Below are 22,494 nucleotides of genomic sequence, written 5' to 3'. Positions count from 1 at the left end.
GTAAAAAAAGCCTATATTATTCTAAAGCAGCTTGTGGCTCAGATGAAGATGGAGAAATAGCTCTCACACCGGTGTGAGGTATGGTGTTGCTGGCTAATTTTTTTTGTTGGCTTTTGAAATAAGGGCTGTTATATTTGAAAATACTATGTAACTTAAGGTTCAGGAACTGGGTATCGACACAATGGAGAGGCGGATTCACATGCAACAAATGTTAGACAGTATGATTAGCGCAACAAATGACTTTCTTTGGTCGAAAATTTTGGTGGTTCTGCTTATTGTTTGTGGAATTTATTTCACCATTCGATCGAAGTTTGTTCAGTTTGGCATGTTTAAAGAAATGTTTAGGGTCCTTAAAGAGTCCAATGAAAGGTCAAAAGATTCCATTTCGTCGTTTCAGGCTTTCTGTATCAGTATGGCAGCAAGGGTTGGGACAGGGAATATTACAGGGATCGCAATTGCTATCGCAATAGGTGGACCAGGAGCTGTTTTTTGGATGTGGGTCATAGCTATTATTGGATCAGCGTCCGGATTTATTGAAAGTACTCTGGCACAGGTGTATAAAGTGAAGGACAAGACTGGATTTCGTGGTGGTCCCGCCTATTATATGGAGCAAGGCCTGAAAAAACGCTGGATGGGCGCGGTATTTGCGGTTTTGATCACGTTATCCTTTGGTCTTGTATTTAATGCAGTTCAATCCAATACGATTACAGTGGCCTTTGAGAATTCATTTGGCACTAATCGGGTGATTCTTGGACTTGTAGTCGCTGCTGCTTTTGCGGCTGTTATCTTTGGTGGGGTTAAACGTATTGCTAGAATGTCCGAATATATTGTAGTGGTAATGGCAGGGATCTATATTGGGGCCGCTGTTATTATTATGTTAATTAATATTACGGAAATACCGGCGATTCTGGCGCTTATTGTGAAAAGTGCTTTTGGATTTGAACAAATCGCGGGGGGATCTTTTGGGGCAGTCATTCTGCAAGGGGTGAAAAGAGGACTATTCTCCAACGAAGCGGGGATGGGTAGTGCTCCAAATGCTGCGGCAACTGCAACAACTAGTCATCCGGTGAAACAAGGGCTGATGCAAGCGCTGGGTGTACTTACAGACACGTTACTTATTTGTTCGAGTACTGCTTTTATTATCTTGTTATCTGATGCGTATAAACAGCCAGGGCTGGATGGAATTAAGCTGACACAAGCGGCATTAAGCGAACATATTGGTTCGTGGGCCTCTGGATCCCTAGCGATCATGATTTTGTTGTTTGCTTTCAGTACGTTAATCGGAAATTATTATTATGGTGAGACCAATATAGAATTCTTGAACTCCAATAAAAAAGTATTACTATTCTATAGATACAGCGTCTTGGCGATGATTATTTTTGGCTCCGTAGCTAAGGTTCAATTGGTATGGGATTTGGCTGATTTATTTATGGGCTTCATGGTCATCGTGAATTTGATCGCTATTCTTCTATTATCTAAGGTGGCCTTTGCCGCCCTGCAGGATTATAAGCGCCAGAAGCGTGCAGGCAAGGACCCTGTCTTTTATAAAGATAGCATAGAGGGTTTGGAGAACGTGGAATGTTGGGACAATTCTTCAGATATAAAAACATAGTAGGGTAAGTATTTGAGGGCTCAGGAAACTGAGCCCTTTTTGGTATAAAGGGGTAGTTAGAAAAACGAGCCTTTAGAATCGCTTCTAAGGCTCGTTTTGTGTACAGAAAATTAAATTACTCCCTCTTGATTTAGGGTTTAACCAGCAGCCCATACATCTAACTCAATTTTTAATTCAGGTAACCCTAATCCTTTAATATAAGCAATTGTCATTGAAGGAGGTGTCATGCCGAATACTTTATTCCAAATTTCATAGAAATGGTTCCAATCGATTTCTTCCGTAGCCCAAATGTTGATTTTGATTACATTATCAGGTGTTAGCCTTTGAGAAGAAAGGACTTCAACAATATTACTCATCGTATTTGTTACCTGTTGGTTAAAATCTGTAGGGATATGATTGTTTTGATCGATTCCAATTTGGCCAGAAAATACATACATTTCAGCATTTCTACTTATTTTTGTTACATGACTATAGTTACCAACCGGTTTAGCAATATTCTCTGGATTATATCTTGTAATAACATTATTATTTAAGTTCATTTTGTGAATTCTCCTTTAAATAGAAGATACATAACGAGATCTAAGTTATATATCTCCGCTGTTTTTTAGTTTCTTTTAATTTTTGACAGACCTATCCTATCAATAATTAATTCTAGAAAAAAACAGCAGTAGAATACCCAATACCAAAAGATAGATATTTTAGCGATCTCTTTTTCACCGGGTATTCCTCCTTCATATTTAAAGTAAGATAAGTTTCCTCAGAATGATATCATTAATCCAAGTGATACTGCAACAATTCCACTTTCGACACAATTTTCTAAGCTTTTTTTGCTGTTATAAATGAAAATAATGAAATATTTTTTGAAAAAAAGCAAAAAAGACTTACATTAATCATTTTTATATTGTTATAATAACAAACAGACCGGTTGGTATGTTAGGGGGAGTACGTTATTGTGGATACAAAATCGCTAATGATTGAGACGGCGACACTTCTTTTTCAGCAAAAAGGATATAAAAATGTAGGCGTGAGTGAAATTTTAAAAGCCTGTAATGTGACCAAAGGAGCGCTTTATCATCATTTTCCAAATGGAAAAGAAGAACTATTAATTGCTTGTTTAAAGGGCTTAAATGAAGCAATTACGATAGATATTGAGGATATTTTTAAAAAGCATTCATCGACGTTAGAAGCTACACAATCCATGATTGACAAGTTAGTTCACAACTTAGAAACTGAGGGCACGATTACCGGATATACCTTTAGCAGTATTGTCAGTGAAATGGCTACGGTGAGTGAACCTGTTCGCCAGGCATGTAGCTTGCTCTATGAGAACATGGAACGAATTTACTGCGATAAGCTTGTAACTGAAGGTTATTCGCAGGAATCAGCCTCCGATATGGCTTTGTGGATGACGGCTTCGATTGAAGGGGCGATGATGTTGTGCCTAACGCAAAAATCTACAACTCCCTTAAAAACTATCGCCAAACTATTACCGACAATATTGAAAGGAAGAACATCATGAATCAAGAAGCAAGATTACCAAGAAACGGTAAGGAGGGGGCATTATATGGTGCAATCATTTGTACACTGACGGTACTGTTTATGTCTTCAATAAATATCATTTTAGGGGTTGGAGAATTTAATGGTGAGGTTGCCTTAACGATTCTTAAGGTGTTTCCGATCATTTGGGTAATTGTCATGATTATTGAGCCTGTTGTTATTGGCCGTATTGCCGAAAAGCTGACAGCTACATTCACACAATCCACAGATAGCTTCAACGCCAAAATCCTATTCCGTATCTTGTTCACCGTACTAGGGATGTCATTTTGTATGACGTTTATTGGAGACATTATCGGAAACGGGTTGAGTTCTCAAACGTTTAATCACTTCTTAGCCAATTGGCCAAGAAATTTCCTAATTGCACTGTTCGCTGAAAGTATATTAATACAGCCGTTTGCAAGATTTGTGATGGTAAAGCTACATGCTTCTCAGGACAAAAAGAAATCCAGCGCTGTTGGCGTAACTATACATGGATTATCAGAACAAAATTCCTAACCTAAATAAGCTCTCAGGCGAAGCGATTCGTTTGAGAGCTTTTCTATTACCGTGTATAATGATGTTTTGGTTGAATAATTGAAACTCAAATCTTTGCCCGATATCTTCGGGTAAGCCCTCCTATATAACAATGAAAGCATAACAATGAAAGGTGATTTTCTAACATGATGATCTATAGTCGTCTTGCCATAATGATGCCCCCATTTCCCTAGCTAGGCTCATATTCTTGTAGTTGTTCGAGGATATAAGCTTGTAGGAGGGCGAAAATAAGATGAAAAAATATGCAGCACCATCGTTACTTTTAATGATTGTTCTTGTGGCTTTTCCGCAAATTAGTGAGACGATTTACACCCCATCGTTACCGGATATCGCAGTAGCACTTGGGGCCACCAATAGTTCTGTACAGTTAACGTTAAGTATATATTTTATTGGATTTGCTTTAGGTGTTTTTAGCTGGGGTTGGTTGTCTGACTTCATCGGGCGGAGATCTTCCATGCTGGCTGGACTTCTTGTATACGGTATGGGAAGCCTGATGTGTTTTTACTCAGAATCCATTCATCTGCTGTTAGTCAGCCGGTTTATACAAGCGTTTGGAGCAGCAACAGGTTCGATTATTACCCAAACCATTCTTCGTGAGAGTGTCTCCGGGAATAAACGGCATGTTATGTTTGCCCAAATCTCGGCGGTCATTGCTTTTACTCCCGCAGTAGGTCCGTTAATTGGCGGATGGGTGGATCAAGCTTTTGGTTTTCGAGCGGTTTTCTTTACATTAGTGATGATGAGTGTGTTGTTATTTATGTATGCTTTTTGGAAGCTGCCAGAAACCACTGATGTTTCCATGAGAAAAAAGGTGGCTATTCTGCCTATAGTCAAAAAAATGCTCGCATTGCCACGTGTATTGGTGTTTGGATTACTAATTGGAGGCATTAACGGAATCTTATTCAGCTATTATGCTGAAGCTCCTTTTATATTTATTGAACACTTTCAGATTTCGCCAGGAGTCTATGGTTTTCTCGGCATTATTGTGGCTTTGGCGTCGATTGTAGGAGCAATGATCTCCAAAAGGTTATTAACCCTCTATGCCCCAGAAAAAATAATCCATATCGGCTGTCTAGTAATGGCGGGCGGAGCCTTGCTATTAACAATCGCAAGCAGTCTTGTCTCGTTGCCGGACATGATAGTGATCGTATGTATTCTAATAGCGCTGTTTGTCCTATTAATGGGTGCAGGGATTGCTTTACCTAATTGTCTAAGTCTTGCTCTTGTTCAATTTCAGGATGTTGTAGGAACAGCAGGCGCAATATTTAGCTTGGGCTATTATTTGCTTGTTAGCTTGGCGACGTGGGGAATGAGCGCTCTTCATAATGGTTCATTACTGACGATGCCTATTTATTTCTTAGGGATTAGCGGCGGAATGTGGTTATTAGGCAAAAAATTTATTGTAGTGGAATAGAAATAACTTCTTAGTCATTTGATTAGTAGGAAGATATGGATCGGGGCGTCCATAAATTAAGGGCAGCAGTCTGGAACTTTTTGAGTTCCGGACTGCTTTTTGTTTGTTAGTCCACTTCTGGCACAATGACTTGGATATGACGAGGGAGAACACTTAGTGTAATAGGCAAAGTTGGACCTTCTTCGCCATCTACATTGGTTCTTACGGTTTCTGGAGAGCTTACACTTACATTGTGGGCTGTGAAATAGACAACGTCTTTATGATCTTTGAGGGTACCCAGCAGTAAAGATATACTGGCTGTAATGGTATTGAATATACTGAGGTCCAAAATAATAAAACAATGAAGCAGACCGTCGTCAACCGCAGCATCCGGTATTAGATTCTCGAACCCGCCGACTGAGTTGGTTAATACGGCGAGAAAGAGTAAGGAGTCTCCTTGCCATATTTGTTCATCATGGTGAATGACAAGGGGGTGGGCTGTAGGGCTTGTAAGTTGTTTAAGACCTTCTTTCAAGTATGCCAATGAGCCGAGTTTGGTTTTATCTTCGGAGGATACAGAGGATAATGATCCGGCAATTGAACCTACAGCAACAACGTTGCCGAATAGGCGGTCATTTAAGCGACCGATATCTACGTTTTTTAGGTTAGAGGAGGCAAGGGTTTGAATGGCTATTTCGGGATTCAGTGGAATTTGTAATGCACGGGCGAAATCATTAGCCGTTCCTAAAGGAACCACACCTAATATTGGGTGGTGTTCCTGATCGATAAGACCATTAATGGTCTCGTGAAGCGTGCCATCCCCGCCGATAGAGACAACCAGGTCATAACCTTCCTCACAAGCAGTGATGGAATAACGAGTGGCGTCTAGTTCTTTTGCCGTCTCGTTGATCGTAACGGAGTAGTCTTTGTCACTTAGGACTCTTGTTGCGTATCTGACATATTGGCTGGCTTCCTCTTTACCGGATGAGGGGTTAATAATAATCATAGCTTGCCGCATAAGGATAATCCTCTCTATTGTGATCTAATAGAAGTTTATTCTTACCATTACCCCAAAGTAGGCCAGCGGAACTCGTTCTCATAAAAAAAGGTGAGCAAGATTGACCTAAGTCATCCTGCCCACCTGTGTATTCAATTAATAGACTTTATCTCCATTAAAAATGGAGTTCTTAACGATAACGTAATCCACATTACGGATAGCCTCTAATTTATTGCCACCTGCATAAGAGATGGAGGATTGAAGATCCTGTTCCATTTCTCTTAGGGTTTCTGCTAAAGCCCCCTTATGCTCAACCGCAATTTTCTTACCTTCGACGTTCTTCTTTTCACCTTTTTGGTATTCTGAAGCGGAGCCAAAGTATTCTTTATAGAGCTTCCCAGCGATTTCGATGGTTTCACCCGGAGATTCTTCATGACCAGCAAATAGTGAACCAATCATGACCATAGAAGCGCCAAATCGTACGGATTTAGCAATATCACCGTGTGTGCGAATGCCTCCATCGGCAATAATAGGCTTGCTTGCAGCCTTGGCACACAAGCGTAGCGCAGCTAACTGCCAGCCGCCTGTACCGAATCCAGTTTTGATCTTAGTGATACATACCTTCCCTGGTCCAATCCCAACTTTAGTAGCATCAGCCCCAGCGTTTTCTAATTCTCTAACGCCTTCAGGTGTTCCTACATTTCCTGCAATAACAAAACTAGCAGGCAGGTATTGTTTAATATGTTTGATCATCCGAATGACTGCTTCGGAATGGCCATGTGCAATGTCAATTGTAATGAATTCCGGAACCAGCTGTTCTTTGGATAATTGTTCGACGAAATCATACTCTTCTTCTTTAACTCCGACGCTGATGGATGCGATTAATTCACGGGAGTGCATGTCTTTGATGAAAGACGTACGTTTCTCCGGTTCAAAACGATGCATAATGTAGAAATAGCCATTTTGCGCCAAGGAGATAGCGATCTTCTCATCAATGATGGTTTGCATGTTGGCAGGTACCACCGGCAATCTAAATTTATGCCCACCGAGGGTGACTGATGTATCACACTCCGAACGGCTGTTTACGATACATTTTGCAGGAATTAATTGAATATCTTCATAATCGAATACTTCTTTCATAATTTACACCTCTAAATGCGAACATTATAGTATTTTGGTTTGTTAATTGTTCGTCCAAATTGTAATGTACCTCATTCTGCGCCGTAAGTCAAAATTCTAGTACATTATGGTGTAAATTGGACATAATTATACGGCAAATTCGTGTACGGCATTCTTTTTCCTCCATTTAAAAAAGCTTGAAGGCAATATAAGCAGCAACGGTCCAGATAATGATCGCGGAGATCTTATTAATGATCCGCATGATTTTGCCACTTGAGTCGATTTGTCCTACGGTTTTTCCGGCTACAGCCAGCCCAAAGAACCAAATCCATGACACTAGGATAGTCGCGCCAGCAAATACAACTTTGTCTACACCTGTGTAACTAAGCGAGCTAGTGCCGATAACGCCAATAGTATCCAAAATCGCATGTGGATTTAATAAAGAAACGGACAGCGCGAACAGGATTTGTTTTTTGGAGGATAAAGGGGTTGCGTCTTGCGCTGACGATGCCGGTGTACTTTTCCAGATAGACCATCCCATATACAAAAGAAATAAAAGTCCTACAGCAAATAAAGCGTTCTGCAGAACGGGGATGGCAAACACAAGGACTGAAACACCTAATACGGCTAATAAAATAAGCAGGGTATCGCATAAAGCGGCTGTAACAATAACGGGAATGGCTTTTTTAAAATGTGGCTGCGAGGCCCCTTGGTTAAATACAAAGACATTTTGTGCGCCAAGTGGAAGAATTAATCCAAAGGCTAGTGCAATGCCATGAAGTAGTGCGGCTAACATAGTTATTATTCCCCCGATACTGGTCATACGTTATAAAATTTACGGACCTATTGGTTTGATTGGTTTACTACAATTTTATGGACAAATAATATGTACTATCATACAGTCTGGGCTTTGCTTTAAAAAGCTGCTTATTCAGAGGGACATTGAATGATCAATTACACTAATTACACCATTAGTAAAAATGTCATCTCAACTCATGACTTTTTGTAACTAGTGAGTCCTTAAGGGGTTACACTATAATAAAGATTAAGTCAGCAGAGTATATAGGGGGAAATGTCTTGTTTAATCTGGTCAAACAGTGGTTCTGGTACGATTGGCTCGTCCTCCTGTTTCGGATTTGTTTTTCTACTTCTTTTTTGGTCACCATGTGTTATCTTTCGGAGGATTTTACGATTCCGTTCTGGATCGCGTTTGTTTGGGGCGTGGTCTCTTTTTCTGTGCCTTGGTTTTGTTTGCAGCTGCACTACAAGTATTATCTGATGGCGGAGATCCTCTTTTCGGGTGGACTTTGCTTATATTTGGCTGCTTTGTTTCCTGAATCATACGTAACTTTTCTGCCTATCGCTTTTATGATTGCCAGCAATAGTGCAGAGAAGTCCTATCGTTGGACAGCTCCGATCACGGTCATTTTGATTCCAATTATGTTATCTAGATTGTCACAACAAATGGATGCTGTATCAATGATTTTTAACATGGGTTTAGTGTATACGCTTGGGTTCGCTTTTCATTTACTAGTGGTGAATCACAAGCAGGGTAGAATTATTAAGGAGCAAAATGCTGTTTTAGAGCAGTATATCTCGCAAGTTGAACGTATGACACTTCTGGAAGAACGAGATCGTTTATCCAAAGATCTGCATGATACGGTGGGGCATTCTTATACTTCAATTATTATGGGGCTAGAGACTTTACGTTCGGAGGTGAACACCTCTGAAGGAGAGCACAAAATAGATGCCTTGTTAAAGCTAACCCGCAATGGCTTGGATGATGTTCGGCGATATTTGCACCATGTGGGCGCTTCGGAGGATGCATTGACGCTTATGCAGTCCCTACAGAAATTAGTGGATGACTTCCAGACCTTCTCCAAGGTTAAGATTCGCTTAAGAACATTCGGAGAGCCGTATACAGTATCTAAGCAGGCCCAAATGGCACTATACAGATGTTTGCAGGAGTCGATAACTAACGCTGCACGTCATGGTCACGCCACTGAAATTGTCATCAGCTTACATTATGAAGAGAAGTTGATTCGGCTGGATGTGCAGGATAATGGATTAGGCTCTGAAGATTTAAAAGCAGGATTTGGTGTGAATGCGATGAAGGAGCGTGCCTCCAACTTGCAAGGACAGGTGTATTTCTACTCTAAACCAGGGGAAGGAACCTTAGTGACCTGCAGTTTACCAAGGCTTGAAGAGATACAGGAGGAAACGGTTCGTTTATTGCTGGTGGATGATCAACCCTATATCCGCGATAGTCTGCGAATTATTCTAGAGCAGGAGCCGGATTTTGCGATTATTGGGTTAGCTGAGAATGGTGAACAAGCAATAAGCCTCTGCGAGCAGGAACAACCTCACGTGGTGCTGATGGACTTAAATATGCCAGGCATGGACGGTGCAGAAGCGACTAAGCTTATTAAGCAAAAGTGGCCAGGGGTACGAGTTTTGATCCTGACTACTTTTCAAGAAGCAGATATGGCAGTCGAGGCACTGCAAAATGGGGCAGATGGTTACTTGTTAAAGTCTACCGAGCCGCAGGAGCTGTTCGAAGGAATACGTCTCGTACATCGGGGCGTAAAGATGATTACACCCGATATTACGAATGTATTAATTGATCACTATGAGATGCATCCAGCTTCAGAGGCGCCGCCGACGGAGAAGAATAATGAATATGGGCTGACCCCGCGTGAGCTGGAGATTCTAGAATGCCTCTCGAAGGGAATGCGTTATAAATCTATTGCCGCTAAACTATATCTGTCCGATGGAACGGTGAGAAATTACGCGTCCACCATCTATGCTAAGCTCGGGGTACGAAACCGTGAGGAGGCAGTCGAGAAGGCTTTTGGCATTTCGGATTAATCCTGACCGAAGTATTTGAAATTGATGGGCACCTTATTGTTTGCTTTCCCTTGTGGGAGTAGGCAGTAAGGTGTTTTTTTTGTCATATGACATTATGGCACTGGTCGATTTTACACCAAAAGCACTAGCATAAGAGTTGCTTAGATATGAACAATTTTTTATTGCAGAGAGGGAGAGAAAAGCATGAATCAAATGATCCGGAAACATGTGAGAAATTTCTGTTTCTTATTAATTACTTTTGCCACAGGGCTATTTTACTTTTGTTTTTATTTGGTGGGTATTACCTTTGGAGTTGCGATGTCCTTCACCTTAGTGGGGATTCCGATCCTCTATTATGTTTTGCGTTCTACCGAGACTTTTTTACAGTATGAGCGAATTCGAACTAAAGTCTATACCGATATCTCCGTTCGCACGCTACCAACCCGATCTCACGAAGAAGGCAGCTTGTGGGAAAAGGTGAAGATGGAGTTGCAGGATAATCATAACTGGAGAGCGATTATAGGGTTGATGTTGCAACTTGGCATCGGCATGGTCAGTCTCATTTGTGCCACTCTTTTTTACTTGACCCCTATTATTCTCCTGTTGTCACCTATCCTGTATTTATTAGATGTATCCTCTATAACGCTATTTGGGATTGAAAATAAAACATTCAACATCTCACTTTTCTTCATGTTGTTAGGTGCAGTGTCTCTATGGATAGGTGCTTATCTCGGAAACAGTCTGGTAAAGATGATCGGCAGGTATACGCGGCGTTTAGTGAAGGATTTTGCTAGAAGATAAACTCAAACAGGAAAGAAGGAAAAATGATGATAACCTCAGTTCCATTTATAAAATTATTCTCACAATCCCTGTGGATGATGTGGGAGAACGTATTTGCTGTCATCACCAAATTTCGTAGTCAGTCCGTGCGTAGATACGGGATATGTAAATTGGTAGTGTTGAAATATCACGGAGAAATTTTGGTCTGCCAAGATGGGCAACGGATACTTCCGGGAGATTGGGTGGGTGAGCTTCATTTGGACAATCGCCAGATCGTGCAGCTGACACGTACGCTTGGCGCAGATCGGGCCGGAATTCGTACGGCACGCATGCTTCGCGAGGCTATGAAGGAGATCAGTCGTGATCTAGACAGCAATCCGGAACTAAGCAAAGTAAATGCGCTAACCGGGATTACGCTGCTTCACCGGGGGATTATTCATGGAATAGGTTTTGAGCAGCGCCCCATCAAGTCCAAATGGCAGCGGCACTGGTTCGGGATATACCTTCGTTTCTTACTGCGCATGCTGCATCCGGAAGGGAAACATCGTGTAGAGGACAGCACAGAGAAGTTATCTCCCATGATGCTTGTGCTTAGTAAGCAGTCCTTGAAAGCGCGGTTTGCCCCGCGTAAGACAGAGGCGGCTTCCTAATGTGGGCCTTCATAATTTTAGCAGTGGATGTGATTGTTCTTTATATGATCGTTCCTTTTGCACTTACCCGAATATTGGGATGGGGGGTTCACTCGGAGGTAGGTGCAGAGAAGGAAATTGCCTTTACGTTCGATGACGGTCCGGATCCTTGTTATACACCTGAACTTCTAGATCTATTAAAAGAGCATGGCATAAAGGCGACCTTCTTCGTATTAGGCAAAAAGGCAAAGCAATATCCGGAATTGATCGAGCGTATGCACAGAGAAGGACACCAAATCGGCATTCATAATTATACTCATACACCCAACTGGATCCACTTCCCCTGGACCAATAGACGGAAGCAAGTAGATCGCACAGCAGACATTGTTGAGCGAATTACAGGAGAGCGGCCTATCTTTTACCGCCCACCTTGGGGGCTTCTTAATTTAGGGGATTTCTTTTTGCTAAGAGAATCTTATCGAATCGTATTGTGGTCTGTCATGGTCGGAGATTGGAAAGCTTCACTGAGTGCAGAACAATTAAAGGATGCCTTAATAAAAAAAATAAAACCAGGCTCAATCATCGTTCTACACGACAGCGGAGATACACCGTGGGCAGATGAAGAAGCGCCCTTGAATATGATCACTGGATTAGAAGAAGTCTTAAAAGAAATGGATAAAAAGGGTCTGAAGTGTCTTCGGATGGATGAACTGCTGAACAAGGAAGTTAGTCATAGTAGAGAAGCTAGATCCAGAGTCAAACATCGGGGTCAGATTGATCTGTAGCTATTGAAATTTCTCAATCATTTTTTATATGGCAAGGGCTATGGTAACATTTAGAGTAAAGCGGTCCGTACCTATATAAATTGTTGAGAAAAGGATGGGGTAGCATGTTGAATGCTTCTTACTGGTTAACCAATATAAGATTAGAACAAGGTTATGTTATTGAGGATGGGCAAGTAGCGGGTACGAATACGAAGATTTGTCATCTCCGCATTGACGGGGATAAGATATCAGAAGTTGTTGGAGCAGACATAGAGCTTCAGAGCCAGCTCCCGAAATATGACTGTAAAGAGTTGTTGATGTTGCCTTCTTTCGAAGAAGCACATATCCATTTAGATAAAACGTATTACGGTGGACCATGGAGAGCGGTAAAGCCTGCGTCCAGTGTTTTCGAACGGATTGAGGAAGAGAAGGTATTATTGCCTAAGCTGCTGCCCATGGCGAGACAACAAGCAGAGAGCATCCTGACGCTTATTCAGGGGTTTGGTGCCACACATGTGCGTAGCCATTGCAATATTGAGCCTGTCAGTGGTTTGCAGCGATTAGAGGCAACTGTACAAGCATTAAATACATTCGCGGGCACAATTTCAGCTGAAATTGTGGCGTTTCCGCAGCATGGCCTGCTGCGCTCGGATTCTGTGCAACTGGTAAAACAATCTCTGGCAGAGGGGGCAACCTTTGTAGGCGGAGTAGATCCTTATACGGTGGATGGAGATATCGAGAAGTCACTTCAGACGATGGTGGAACTAGCAGTGATGAGTAATGCCGGAATTGATATTCATTTACATGATGGAAAAGAAGCGGGAAAGAAAACACTGACGCGGTTAGCTGATCTGACGGAAGAAGCTGGCTTGCAAGGAAAGGTCACGGTCAGTCATGCGTTCTGGTTCGCAGGAGCTCAGCAGCAAGAGGCAGAAGAGGTAGCTAAACGGATGGCATCACTGGGTATGACTATTGCATCCACAGTGCCTATTGGAAGAATGATGATGCCACTTCCGATGCTGCATAGCCAAGGGGTAAAAGTGAAGCTGGCAACAGATAGTCTTACCGATCACTGGTCCCCTTTTGGTAATGGAGATCAATTGGAAAAGGCAGGACGTTACGCGGAGTTGTACGGCTGCAACGATGAATTGGCATTATCTCAATCCCTCGGATTTATAACAGGAGGATTAACACCCCTTGATCCAAAAGGCGAGCAGGTATGGCCAAAGGTTGGCGACACTGCTAGTTTTGTGCTGTTGCATGCCAGCTGTTCGGCAGAAGCAGTAGCCCGAAGAGCGCAGCGCCAAGCTGTCTGGTACGAAGGCCGTCTGGTGAGTGGTTCGATAACAAATAGAGACCTGTGAGGCAGATGATATGCTCCTCTCTAACTATCTGCATCAGTATAAATCGGCGATCCTCTCACTCCCGAAGGGTACAGTGCTAACTAAAGAGGATCTGCAGGTGGATAAGCTTCTAATGGAGCGTAATGGCAAGGTGGAAATGTATTATGCGCCCCATAATGAGTACATTAATCCTTCTGCTAAGGTGATCATTATGGGGTTAACACCCGGGTTCACACAAATGGGTTTAGCGATACAAGAAGCGATCATAGGTCTGGAAGCTGGTTTGCCAGATGAAGAGGTATGTAGAACAGCAAAGGAAGCGGCGAGATTCGCAGGTTCCATGCGGAACACGTTAATTCATATGTTAGATACACTTAAACTGCATCAACACTTGAACCTAACCTCTTGTGAAGAACTATTTCAGCAGCAGCAGACGATCCTGCACACCAGCTCTTTATTGCGTTTTCCTGTGTTCGTGGATAAGAAAAATTATAGTGGGACCCAGCCCAAGCTACTTTCAAATTCATTCCTCAGGGCGCAGGCATTATCTTCCTTGCGTGAGGAGCTGAACATACTGAGCCGGGCCTTAATTATTCCCTTAGGAAAAACAGTGGAAAGTATACTTCAACTCCTTGTGTCCGCAGGTGAGCTAGATAAACAACGCTGCTTATGGGGATTTCCCCACCCCTCGGGCGCCAACGGACATCGATATAAGCAGTTCGCCAGCCATCAAGAACAGATGATGAAGATACTGCATAATCATTCATGGAAGGGCTGATTCAAGCTTCCCATCAGATGATCTACATGAAGTCGAAAAAATAACGAATGACATGAAAAAAGACCGGTGAAGTGTAGGTCAAGCTATCGATCCGGCTTAAATGGCTTTGCTTCAAAGCCACGAATTTATCGCCATCGCCGATTAGCAGATCCCGCTTTAACACGGAAACCGTTAAACTGCCAAAGAAGCCGCTCAAGCTGACCAACATGCCTGACAGTAACCCGAAGATTGGGTTGAGCGGCGTCAGGTAGGGATAGATTAGATAGGAAACTCCTGTCGTGATGACAAATGCGAAAGCGAAACCCTCCCAAGTCAAATACGGATTGGCGGTGGGAACTATTTTACGCTTCCCTACATAAAGTGATGCCAGATAGTGGACCACATCATTGAGCTGCGTTAGCACTACTAGAAAAAGTACAAGCCCGGCTCCATACTCCGGTGTAGCAAATTGAAAGTAGGCCAAGTGACTAAGCCCGAATACCATCAGCATTAGCCCCCATTGCGTGGAGCTGACACTACGCATAAAACCAACCGTGCCTTTATTAATCATTCTGGGCAGTGGTAGGAGCAAGAATACATAAACTGGGATGAAGACAATAAACATTCCGTACCACTCGATATAAATCCAGTAGAACTGTAACGGAATGGATAAGTACGCCCACAGAAATAGCCTGCGGTCGGATTTTCGTGATTTCATCATGGAGAAATACTCCTTCAGTGCAAAGAAGCAGAGGACCATGAGAGACAGCAGAGAGACGAGGGGATTAAATAGGGTAGCTAGGCAAAAGATAAAAAGCATTCCCCACCACGTCTTGATGCGAAAGCCAATGCCCGTATAATCTTTATTTGGCTGTAGCTTCCCTATAACTACATACATCAAGTGAATGGCCGATAGGGCCGCAAAGATAAGAATTATAGTTAATAAAGAGCGGTCGATAACTGATCACCAACTTGTCCTAGAGTAGATTCCATTAATGGGTTCATATGTTATTATGAAGGAAACGTTCAAACTTGATAAGGGGAAAATTGTAAATGGCAGCAGATCCATCGGTCTTTATATTACTGACGAATACCGGGACGCTTTTTACGAAGCTCATTCAAGGCTATACAAAAGCACCCTATAATCATGCCTCGATCTCCTTTAATCGAGAGCTTTCTGAGCTGTATAGCTTTGGCAGGAAGCATCCGAGCAACCCCCTGAATGGAGGGTTTGTGAAGGAGGATATTAAGACAGGTACGTTCAGCAAATATCCAAATACAACATGTGTCCTATATGAACTTCAAGTTACAGCCCGCGAAGTGGAGAAAATGGAGCGGGTCTTGCAAGTCTTTATCCGAAGCCGTCAAAAGTATCTCTATAATATTCTCGGCGTAATTGGCATTGCCCTAAAGGAGCCTGTCGAATTCAGCAACTCTTATTTTTGTTCGCAATTTGTAGCGGAAATTCTAGAGCGGTCGGGTATTAAGTTATGGAATAAGCTGCCTGCACTCGTTACTCCGGATGATTTTCGCCAAAGTGATCGGCTGAGATTGGTTTACCAAGGTAAATTAAGTGAATATGAACCTGAGCGCCTAGGAGGAGACGAAGGATGAATAGCAAAGAAATATTTTCTAATCGGGTAGATTCGTATGTGAAATATCGGCCGAGCTATCCTGGAGAAGCCATTAATTATTTGTACAATACTATTGGGCTCCAACCCAATTGTGATATTGCTGATATTGGTGCAGGAACAGGAATATTCTCAGCATTACTTCTGGAGCGCGGGAGTTGTGTGACTGCCGTTGAACCCAATCCGGAAATGCGTAGAGCTGCGGAAGAGAAGTTCGCAAAGGATAACCATTTCTCTGTATCGCCGGGGTCTGCTGAACATACAGAATTATCAGATCAGTCGATGGATTTTATAGTATGCGCCCAAGCGTTTCACTGGTTTGATAGGGACGCAACGCAATTGGAATTCAAGCGGATTCTAAAACCGGGTGGAAAAGTTATTCTGATATGGAATTCCCGGCTTACTTACGGTACCCCATTTCTGGAGGAATATGAGCAGCTACTGCAGACCTTCGGCACGAACTACACTCAAGTTAATCATAAGAACATTACCCCTGAGATCCTTAGCTCCTTTTTCAAGAAAGGACAGATGCAAGTAGCGCATTTTAGCAATCAGCAGGTGTTTGATTTGGAGGGCTTAAGCGGGCGGCTTCGATCGTCTTCCTACACTCCGGTCCCCGGAGATCCAAGCTATGAGAATATGATGACTGAGCTGCGGAATATATTTGAACGAAATAACCAGAGTGGGCAAGTGTTTTTTGATTATAAGACCGAAATTTATTGGGGCGAAGTGTAAAATAAATAAAAAGACTCAAACCTTAGTGATAACAGGGTTTGAGTCTTTTTTATTTGTAGTTATGAAAGATGTACGTAAAACGTGGTGGACTCGCCGACGAAACTTTTGGCATAAATTTTTCCTTTATGCTGTTCAACAATGGATTTGGCAATCGCCAGTCCTAGGCCATATCCCCCTTGTTTACGCGCCCGGGAGGCATTTGTACGGTAGAATCGGTCAAAGATGCTCGCTAAGTGCTCCGGTGCAATGCCCTCCCCCGTATTAGTGACTGCTAACACCATGTCATTATGTTGTTTTTTAAGGGATAAGGTGACTGAGCCTTTAGGGTTCGAATATTTTACAGCATTGTCCAAGAGGATCATAATCACTTGTTTGATCTGTTCACTATTGCCTAGCACTGTCAGATCAGGCTCGATGTCATATTCAAGGGAGATATGCTTCTCAAAGATTACAGCTTCCATCGTTAAAATGATATTTTCAACCACGTCGCTCAGATTGAATTTCGAATAAATCATTCTCGATCTGGAATCGTCCATCTCGGTCAGGTACAGCAGATCATTGGTCAGGCTGGTCATTCTCTCTGTTTCCGATTTGATATAGTGCAGCCACTTGGACTGATTGTGAATGGTGTCATCACTGTTGGACAGGAGAACATCCGCATTGGTGTTAATAATGGTCAACGGCGTCTTCAACTCATGGGAAGCATCCGCAATAAATTGTTTCTGTTTCTCAAAAGCCTCCTTTACCGGCGCAATTGAACGATTAGCAAAAAAGCGGCTAGCGAAGTACAAGATAATCAGCATCACCGAACCAACTACAGAGAAGGTATAGATTAGATTGGTGAGGATTTTTTGCTCTGCAGTGATGTCCAGAAATACAAGCATCGCCCCATCACTCGTATGCTGGATGTTGAAGATCCATTTGCTGCTATCCAAGGTGAACCTTCCGGTATCTTTACCGGCACTTAGCGCTTCTTGCAGAGCCGTATTATAAAATTCATCGTCCATAGTAAATTTGGAATCTTTCCCTATGAGGTTCGACGCTGTATCTATCTTCAGCATAAATGAGACTGACCGTTCAGGAGGTGGAGTCCCGTTATCCATACGTTTATTATCAGCATGGGGTAACTGGGAACTTCCCTTAGTTGAGCCCATTCGTCCTGTATCACCACCGGGAGACTTGTAGTTTTCCATGATTCTGTGAAGATCCATCTGAATATTGTTTTGGACATCTTGGTACGTAATTACATAAATCGAGATGAAGGCCACCAGCATGATCACCGAGATAGTGACTAAGTTAACAATAAGAAACCGATTTCTGAGCTTCGTGAACATTAGGTCGTCACCTCTAATACATACCCTACGTTTCTGATCGTACTAATACGTACGGTCGAATTTAAGAAGGTCAGTTTTTTTCTCAAAAAAGAAATATACACCTCTACATTATTGTGCTCAGCATCAGAATCGAAGCCCCACAGCTTCTCAATAATTTGTTCTTTGGAGGTTACGGCTTGTTTCCTCAAGATAAGAAGCTCCAATAGTTCACATTCCTTTAGATTGAGCTTGATCTCTTTGCCACCCACGGTAAGCTTCAGATTGGATGTATTCAGTTCAATATCCCCGAACTTTAAAGCATCATCCGGTATCACCTCGCCTTTACGTCTTAGTACAGCCCTTATTCTTGCCAATAAGATCTCTGAGGAAAAAGGTTTGGCGATATAATCGTCAGCCCCATAGTCCAGCCCAGTGACCATATCTGTAATCTCACCCTTTGCAGTAAGCAGGATAACGGGAGTGGGTATCCCCTTTTTTCGCAGCATCTTGAGGACGCTAACCCCATCCATCTCAGGCAGCATAATGTCGAGCAGCAGCAAATCATAGATTCCACTCAGTGCATAATCCAGACCCGACCTGCCGTCATGGACTGCATCCACCGAATAATTATGTTTTTTTAATATTTGAGTTAAGGCTTCAGCGAGATGAAGCTCGTCTTCTACTATTAATATTCTCATGGTTTTGCCATCCCCTACATAGAACCAGTATTTGTTATTGAGGTCATTATATCAGTATTACCTTTATTGAACCTTAATGAAGAGAGACAACAGCGGCCGGAAGTCCAACATACACCGCAGTTACGATGTACACCTGTGTTAAGGGAATGTAAAAGATAATCAATAATTTGTAAAACCATTTAAGATTCATTAAAGGTTTGGGATCTAAGATACATTCATAAGCACACGAGACAACGATAAACAGAAAGGATTGATCACATATGGCGATTGAGGTATTCAACCGTTATGAGAACAAATATTTGTTGGACAACGAAGCCTACTATAAATTTTATAACCAATTGCTTGAATACATGGAACTGGACGATTTCAACAAGCAACATGAGTTTTACTCCATAACCAACTTATATTATGACACGGAGCACAACACCCTGATTCGTAACAGTCTTGCGAAGCCCAAGTACAAAGAGAAGCTTCGTTTAAGAGCTTACGGTGTTCCAAATCAAGATACGAAGGTGTATCTGGAAATCAAGAAGAAGGTATTTGGTCTTGTTAATAAAAGAAGAACGTCGCTCAAATTAAACGAGGCTTATGATTTTGTCGCCACCGGTATGGAACCGGAATTCAAGGATTACATGAATAAACAGGTGATTGAAGAGATCAAATATTTTCTTACACGCTATGATTTGCAGCCCAAGGTGTATCTGTCTTATGACCGAAAAGCGTTGTTCTGTAAAAACAATCGCGATCTAAGAATTACATTCGATACAAATATTCGCAGCCGCCGGTACGATCTGAAGATGGAGCACGGTGTTCATGGCGAACCCTTGCTGGAGCCGGGGCAGTGGCTTATGGAAGTAAAGGCTGAGAACACGATTCCGGTCTGGCTGGCCAAAATGCTCTCAGAGCATCAAATGTACCGTACAAGCTTCTCTAAGTACGGCAACGAATATAAAAAAATGCTGAAGAACAGTAAAACAGAACGGGAGAGTGCCCTCTATGCTTGATTCATTATTTACCGTAGCAACTAGTACAGAGTTAACGTTTACCAACGCACTGCTAACTATTTTTATAGCTATTGTTCTTGGCGGAATCATTAGCTACACCTATATGAAGACGAATGCCAGCGGCTATTCGCAAAGCTTCACACTGACGATGGTACTGCTGCCCGTAATTGTGGCAATCATCATTTTGCTTATCGGCAGTAATGTTGCCAGAGCTTTCAGTCTTGCCGGGGCGTTCTCCATCATTCGCTTTAGAAGTGCGCCGGGCGATCCGAAGGATATCACATTTGTTTTGTTCACCATGGCTTCTGGACTTGCCTGCGGAGTGGGTTCCTTTGGATATGCAGTTTTGTTCACCCTTATCCTATGTGCCCTTATGTTTATCCTTAACCGGACTAACTTTGGCGTAAGAACAACGTCGCAAAAAACATTAAAGGTAACCATCCCGGAGAGTCTGGGATATGAGGAAGCCTTCGCTGAAGTATTCAATAAATATAATGTTGGGTACGAGCTTAAAAAGATTAGAACAACTGAGCTTGGCAGTTTATATGAGCTGGTCTACGCTGTAACGCTGGGTGAGGCTGTGAACCAGAAGGAATTTTTGGATGCGATTCGTACCCGGAACGGTAATTTAGACCTCTCGCTGACCATGACTCCAACTGTTAATGACTATTAAGATAACGAAAGGATGGATGAAAAATGGATAAATATATAACCGGAAGTAAAGTAGGAATCTTGCTATTGTGTGCATTACTTATGTCGGCTTGCAGCACCAATTCCACAACAACACAGTCTGAAGCGGCGGGTACAGCAGCAGCCTCGGGAACAACGATAACTCAGAACGGGGCTGCCACGGGAGTACAACTGGCAAGCGCCAAATTGTCCGATCTGGTGACGTTCGATGAAGAGGATTCTAATACAACTTGGACGGCTGACCAATCGACGGAAATTGCTTTGGCTGGAACAAGTGCGCTTGTTGACGGCACCGGGGCTGAGTCTAAGGATGGCTCAGTGACAATTACTGCAGCAGGAACTTATGTGCTGTCTGGTAAGCTGAGTGATGGACAGATTGTAGTTAATAATCAGGATGAAGGTAGTGTGCACTTGGTACTGAACGGTGTGAACATCACGAACAGCGATAGTGCTGCAATTGATATTAAAGAAGCGGGCAAAGTAATCATTACCTTGGAAGACGGGACGGAGAACTCCGTATCTGATGGAGCAACTTACGTGTATGCCGATGAAACTACAGATGAACCAAGTGCGGCTATCTTCAGTAAAGCGGATTTAACGATTAATGGTACCGGGAAGCTGTCTGTTTCCGCTAACTATAATGACGGAATTACGAGCAAGGACGATCTGAAAATTATGGGTGGCACTATTGAAATTAAGGCTGCCGATGACGGGATTGTAGGTAAAGATCTTGTCGCTGTACAAGACGGAAATATCAGCATAACGGCAGAAGGCGATGGTATGAAATCAACCAACGATACTGAGACGGACAAAGGCTTCATAGCAATAGCAGCAGGAACATTTGATATTACGGCTGGTAATGATGGAATTCAAGCTGAGACTTCACTTGTAATAGATGGCGGAACATACACCTTAGTTACGGGTGGGGGCAACGAGAAGGGTGAAGTGAAAACAGGTGATCAAGGGCAAGGTATGGGCATGAGAGGTGGCCGAGGTCAGGGAACAGGGGATCAAGCACCAGGAACAACAGGAACCTCAATACCTGAAACAAAACCAGAGACGATGCCAGAAACAAAACCGGAGGTACCAACAACGGAAGCACCAACAACGACAACAACGGCAACAACTACAGAATCGGAAACACCAAGTACTAAAGGATTGAAGGCTGGAGGAGATATTAGCTTAAACAACGGAACCTTTACCATCGATTCTGCTGATGATGCAGTGCACAGCAACAGTAACATTGCTATAGCTGATGGAGAATTCAACATCAAAACTGGCGACGATGGAATCCATGCGGATGCCTTGGTGGCGATATCTGGTGGCAAAATTGATATTACGAAGAGCTACGAAGGGATTGAAGGAGCAAACATCGAGATTTCCGGTGGCGAAGCTCATGTGGTTGCTTCTGATGATGGAGTGAATGTAGCAGGAGGTAACGATGAGGCGACTGTAGGCGGCGGCCCTCAGGAGCAGGATCAATTCAGCGATTCTGCTAGCAATATGCTAACGATTAGTGGAGGAACACTAACGGTGGATGCTTCAGGTGACGGGCTGGATTCGAACGGCTCCATCACAATGTCGGGTGGCACGGTTATTGTCAATGGACCTACCAATAGCGGTAACGGTGCACTTGATTTCGACGGTAGCTTTGAACAGAGTGGAGGAATTTTGGTGGCTGCGGGAAGTTCGGGCATGGCACAAGCACCGTCTGACACCTCTAGCCAACATGCAGTGAGCATGACTTTCCCTCAGACCCAGGAGGCTGGAACCTTGGTTCATCTAGAGGACAGCGAAGGCAACACAATCCTGACCTTTGCTCCTTCGAAGAGCTATCAAACGGTGGTGATTAGTTCACCGGATCTGAAGGACGGAGGTTCTTACACCCTCTACTCGGGAGGTACCTCGACTGGTAGTGAAGCGAACGGACTGTATACGGATGGTGAATACACAGGAGGAACAAAAGTAGTAGCGTTCGAAATTACCAGCAGCGTAACTTGGCTAAATGAATCAGGAGTAACAACCGCAAACACTAATCAAGGTCCAGGTGGCGGTGGTGGAAACAGAAGACCTTAGTTTATAAATTGCATA

22 protein-coding genes are annotated in these 22,494 nt (G+C 42.9%); 15 read left to right on the top strand and 7 right to left on the bottom strand.

The genetic code is table 11. The features are described 5' to 3' along the window. Positions 1 to 199 precede the first annotated feature (199 nt). Positions 200 to 1,612, top strand: a complete 1,413-nt coding sequence (locus MKZ16_RS31790) for an alanine/glycine:cation symporter family protein (RefSeq protein WP_036682317.1) — start codon at positions 200 to 202, stop codon at positions 1,610 to 1,612. A 137-nt stretch (positions 1,613 to 1,749) separates the two neighbouring features. Here the strand turns inward: MKZ16_RS31790 and MKZ16_RS31785 are convergent, their stop codons facing one another. Then, the gene (locus MKZ16_RS31785) at positions 1,750 to 2,151 is read right to left on the bottom strand and encodes a RidA family protein (protein WP_036682315.1); all 402 of its coding nucleotides are present in this window, start codon (positions 2,149 to 2,151) and stop codon (positions 1,750 to 1,752) included. A gap of 413 nt (positions 2,152 to 2,564) precedes the next feature. Here MKZ16_RS31785 and MKZ16_RS31780 point away from each other — a divergent pair, with 413 nt between their 5' ends. The 3 genes from MKZ16_RS31780 to MKZ16_RS31770 all read left to right on the top strand — a co-directional run bounded on the left by MKZ16_RS31780 (position 2,565) and on the right by MKZ16_RS31770 (position 5,117). After that, positions 2,565 to 3,131 carry a TetR/AcrR family transcriptional regulator gene (locus MKZ16_RS31780; RefSeq protein WP_076105114.1) on the top strand — a complete coding sequence of 189 codons (567 nt, stop codon included), beginning with the start codon at positions 2,565 to 2,567 and terminating at the stop codon, positions 3,129 to 3,131. Next, on the top strand, positions 3,128 to 3,664 hold the full coding sequence (locus MKZ16_RS31775) for a DUF2798 domain-containing protein (RefSeq protein ID WP_076105113.1): 537 nt from the start codon (positions 3,128 to 3,130) through the stop codon (positions 3,662 to 3,664). Before MKZ16_RS31780 ends, MKZ16_RS31775 begins: the two co-directional genes overlap by 4 nt. Before the next feature lie 271 nt (positions 3,665 to 3,935). After that, complete coding sequence (locus MKZ16_RS31770; protein WP_076105112.1) at positions 3,936 to 5,117, top strand: multidrug effflux MFS transporter; 1,182 nt, start codon at positions 3,936 to 3,938, stop codon at positions 5,115 to 5,117. Between the two features lie 106 nt (positions 5,118 to 5,223). Here the strand turns inward: MKZ16_RS31770 and MKZ16_RS31765 are convergent, their stop codons facing one another. The 3 genes from MKZ16_RS31765 to MKZ16_RS31755 form a co-directional block, all read right to left on the bottom strand. Then, complete coding sequence (locus MKZ16_RS31765; RefSeq protein ID WP_036682309.1) at positions 5,224 to 6,114, bottom strand: diacylglycerol kinase family protein; 891 nt, start codon at positions 6,112 to 6,114, stop codon at positions 5,224 to 5,226. Between the two features lie 135 nt (positions 6,115 to 6,249). Then, entirely contained in the window at positions 6,250 to 7,233 is a 984-nt protein-coding gene (gene guaC / locus MKZ16_RS31760; protein ID WP_036682307.1) for a GMP reductase, read from the bottom strand. Positions 7,234 to 7,399: 166 nt separating this feature from the next. Further along, complete coding sequence (locus MKZ16_RS31755) at positions 7,400 to 8,008, bottom strand: LysE/ArgO family amino acid transporter (RefSeq protein WP_076105111.1); 609 nt, start codon at positions 8,006 to 8,008, stop codon at positions 7,400 to 7,402. Positions 8,009 to 8,289: 281 nt separating this feature from the next. Here MKZ16_RS31755 and MKZ16_RS31750 point away from each other — a divergent pair, with 281 nt between their 5' ends. From MKZ16_RS31750 to MKZ16_RS31725, 6 genes are all read left to right on the top strand, one after another. Next, positions 8,290 to 10,080 (top strand): hybrid sensor histidine kinase/response regulator transcription factor, encoded by a 1,791-nt coding sequence (locus tag MKZ16_RS31750; protein ID WP_076105110.1) that lies wholly within the window; start codon positions 8,290 to 8,292, stop codon positions 10,078 to 10,080. A gap of 183 nt (positions 10,081 to 10,263) precedes the next feature. Further along, positions 10,264 to 10,860: a sensor domain-containing protein gene (locus MKZ16_RS31745; protein WP_036682302.1), complete on the top strand. Its 597-nt coding sequence runs from the start codon at positions 10,264 to 10,266 to the stop codon at positions 10,858 to 10,860. Positions 10,861 to 10,883: 23 nt separating this feature from the next. Continuing rightward, complete coding sequence (locus MKZ16_RS31740; RefSeq protein WP_036682300.1) at positions 10,884 to 11,489, top strand: hypothetical protein; 606 nt, start codon at positions 10,884 to 10,886, stop codon at positions 11,487 to 11,489. Next, positions 11,489 to 12,253: a polysaccharide deacetylase family protein gene (locus MKZ16_RS31735; RefSeq protein WP_076099757.1), complete on the top strand. Its 765-nt coding sequence runs from the start codon at positions 11,489 to 11,491 to the stop codon at positions 12,251 to 12,253. The genes MKZ16_RS31740 and MKZ16_RS31735 overlap by 1 nt, the downstream gene beginning before the upstream one ends. A gap of 104 nt (positions 12,254 to 12,357) precedes the next feature. Further along, the gene (locus MKZ16_RS31730) at positions 12,358 to 13,596 is read left to right on the top strand and encodes an amidohydrolase (protein ID WP_036682298.1); all 1,239 of its coding nucleotides are present in this window, start codon (positions 12,358 to 12,360) and stop codon (positions 13,594 to 13,596) included. A 10-nt stretch (positions 13,597 to 13,606) separates the two neighbouring features. Further along, the gene (locus MKZ16_RS31725) at positions 13,607 to 14,353 is read left to right on the top strand and encodes a uracil-DNA glycosylase family protein (protein ID WP_076105109.1); all 747 of its coding nucleotides are present in this window, start codon (positions 13,607 to 13,609) and stop codon (positions 14,351 to 14,353) included. A 22-nt stretch (positions 14,354 to 14,375) separates the two neighbouring features. Here MKZ16_RS31725 and MKZ16_RS31720 read toward each other — a convergent pair whose 3' ends face one another. After that, positions 14,376 to 15,290: a phosphatidate cytidylyltransferase gene (locus MKZ16_RS31720; protein WP_076099755.1), complete on the bottom strand. Its 915-nt coding sequence runs from the start codon at positions 15,288 to 15,290 to the stop codon at positions 14,376 to 14,378. Between the two features lie 95 nt (positions 15,291 to 15,385). Between MKZ16_RS31720 and MKZ16_RS31715 the strand changes: the two genes are divergently transcribed. Together MKZ16_RS31715 and MKZ16_RS31710 are read left to right on the top strand one after the other, a co-directional pair. Beyond that, positions 15,386 to 15,946 carry a hypothetical protein gene (locus MKZ16_RS31715; protein WP_036682293.1) on the top strand — a complete coding sequence of 187 codons (561 nt, stop codon included), beginning with the start codon at positions 15,386 to 15,388 and terminating at the stop codon, positions 15,944 to 15,946. Further along, positions 15,943 to 16,698, top strand: a complete 756-nt coding sequence (locus MKZ16_RS31710) for a class I SAM-dependent methyltransferase (RefSeq protein WP_036682291.1) — start codon at positions 15,943 to 15,945, stop codon at positions 16,696 to 16,698. The genes MKZ16_RS31715 and MKZ16_RS31710 overlap by 4 nt, the downstream gene beginning before the upstream one ends. 59 nt (positions 16,699 to 16,757) lie before the next feature. On the opposite strand, the gene MKZ16_RS31705 is transcribed toward MKZ16_RS31710, so the two are convergent. Together MKZ16_RS31705 and MKZ16_RS31700 are read right to left on the bottom strand one after the other, a co-directional pair. Beyond that, a complete protein-coding gene (locus tag MKZ16_RS31705; RefSeq protein WP_036682290.1) occupies positions 16,758 to 18,032 on the bottom strand; it encodes a HAMP domain-containing sensor histidine kinase in 1,275 nt (424 codons plus the stop codon). After that, on the bottom strand, positions 18,032 to 18,709 hold the full coding sequence (locus MKZ16_RS31700) for a response regulator transcription factor (RefSeq protein ID WP_036682288.1): 678 nt from the start codon (positions 18,707 to 18,709) through the stop codon (positions 18,032 to 18,034). Before MKZ16_RS31700 ends, MKZ16_RS31705 begins: the two co-directional genes overlap by 1 nt. Positions 18,710 to 18,969: 260 nt before the next feature. On the opposite strand from MKZ16_RS31700, the gene MKZ16_RS31695 reads away from it, so the two are divergent. From MKZ16_RS31695 to MKZ16_RS31685, 3 genes are read left to right on the top strand one after another with little or no spacing between them, the layout of a single operon-like run. Next, positions 18,970 to 19,713: a polyphosphate polymerase domain-containing protein gene (locus MKZ16_RS31695; RefSeq protein WP_076105108.1), complete on the top strand. Its 744-nt coding sequence runs from the start codon at positions 18,970 to 18,972 to the stop codon at positions 19,711 to 19,713. Further along, complete coding sequence (locus MKZ16_RS31690; RefSeq protein ID WP_036682284.1) at positions 19,706 to 20,386, top strand: DUF4956 domain-containing protein; 681 nt, start codon at positions 19,706 to 19,708, stop codon at positions 20,384 to 20,386. Before MKZ16_RS31695 ends, MKZ16_RS31690 begins: the two co-directional genes overlap by 8 nt. A gap of 23 nt (positions 20,387 to 20,409) precedes the next feature. Further along, positions 20,410 to 22,479 carry a carbohydrate-binding domain-containing protein gene (locus tag MKZ16_RS31685; RefSeq protein WP_038573842.1) on the top strand — a complete coding sequence of 690 codons (2,070 nt, stop codon included), beginning with the start codon at positions 20,410 to 20,412 and terminating at the stop codon, positions 22,477 to 22,479. Positions 22,480 to 22,494: the final 15 nt, after the last annotated feature.

The organism is Paenibacillus sp. FSL R5-0928 (assembly GCF_037970385.1).
In the GTDB taxonomy this organism is placed as follows: domain Bacteria; phylum Bacillota; class Bacilli; order Paenibacillales; family Paenibacillaceae; genus Paenibacillus_AQ; species Paenibacillus_AQ odorifer.
Note: the sequence above shows the minus strand (reverse complement) of the source record. Positions and strands in the feature narration are given on the sequence as shown.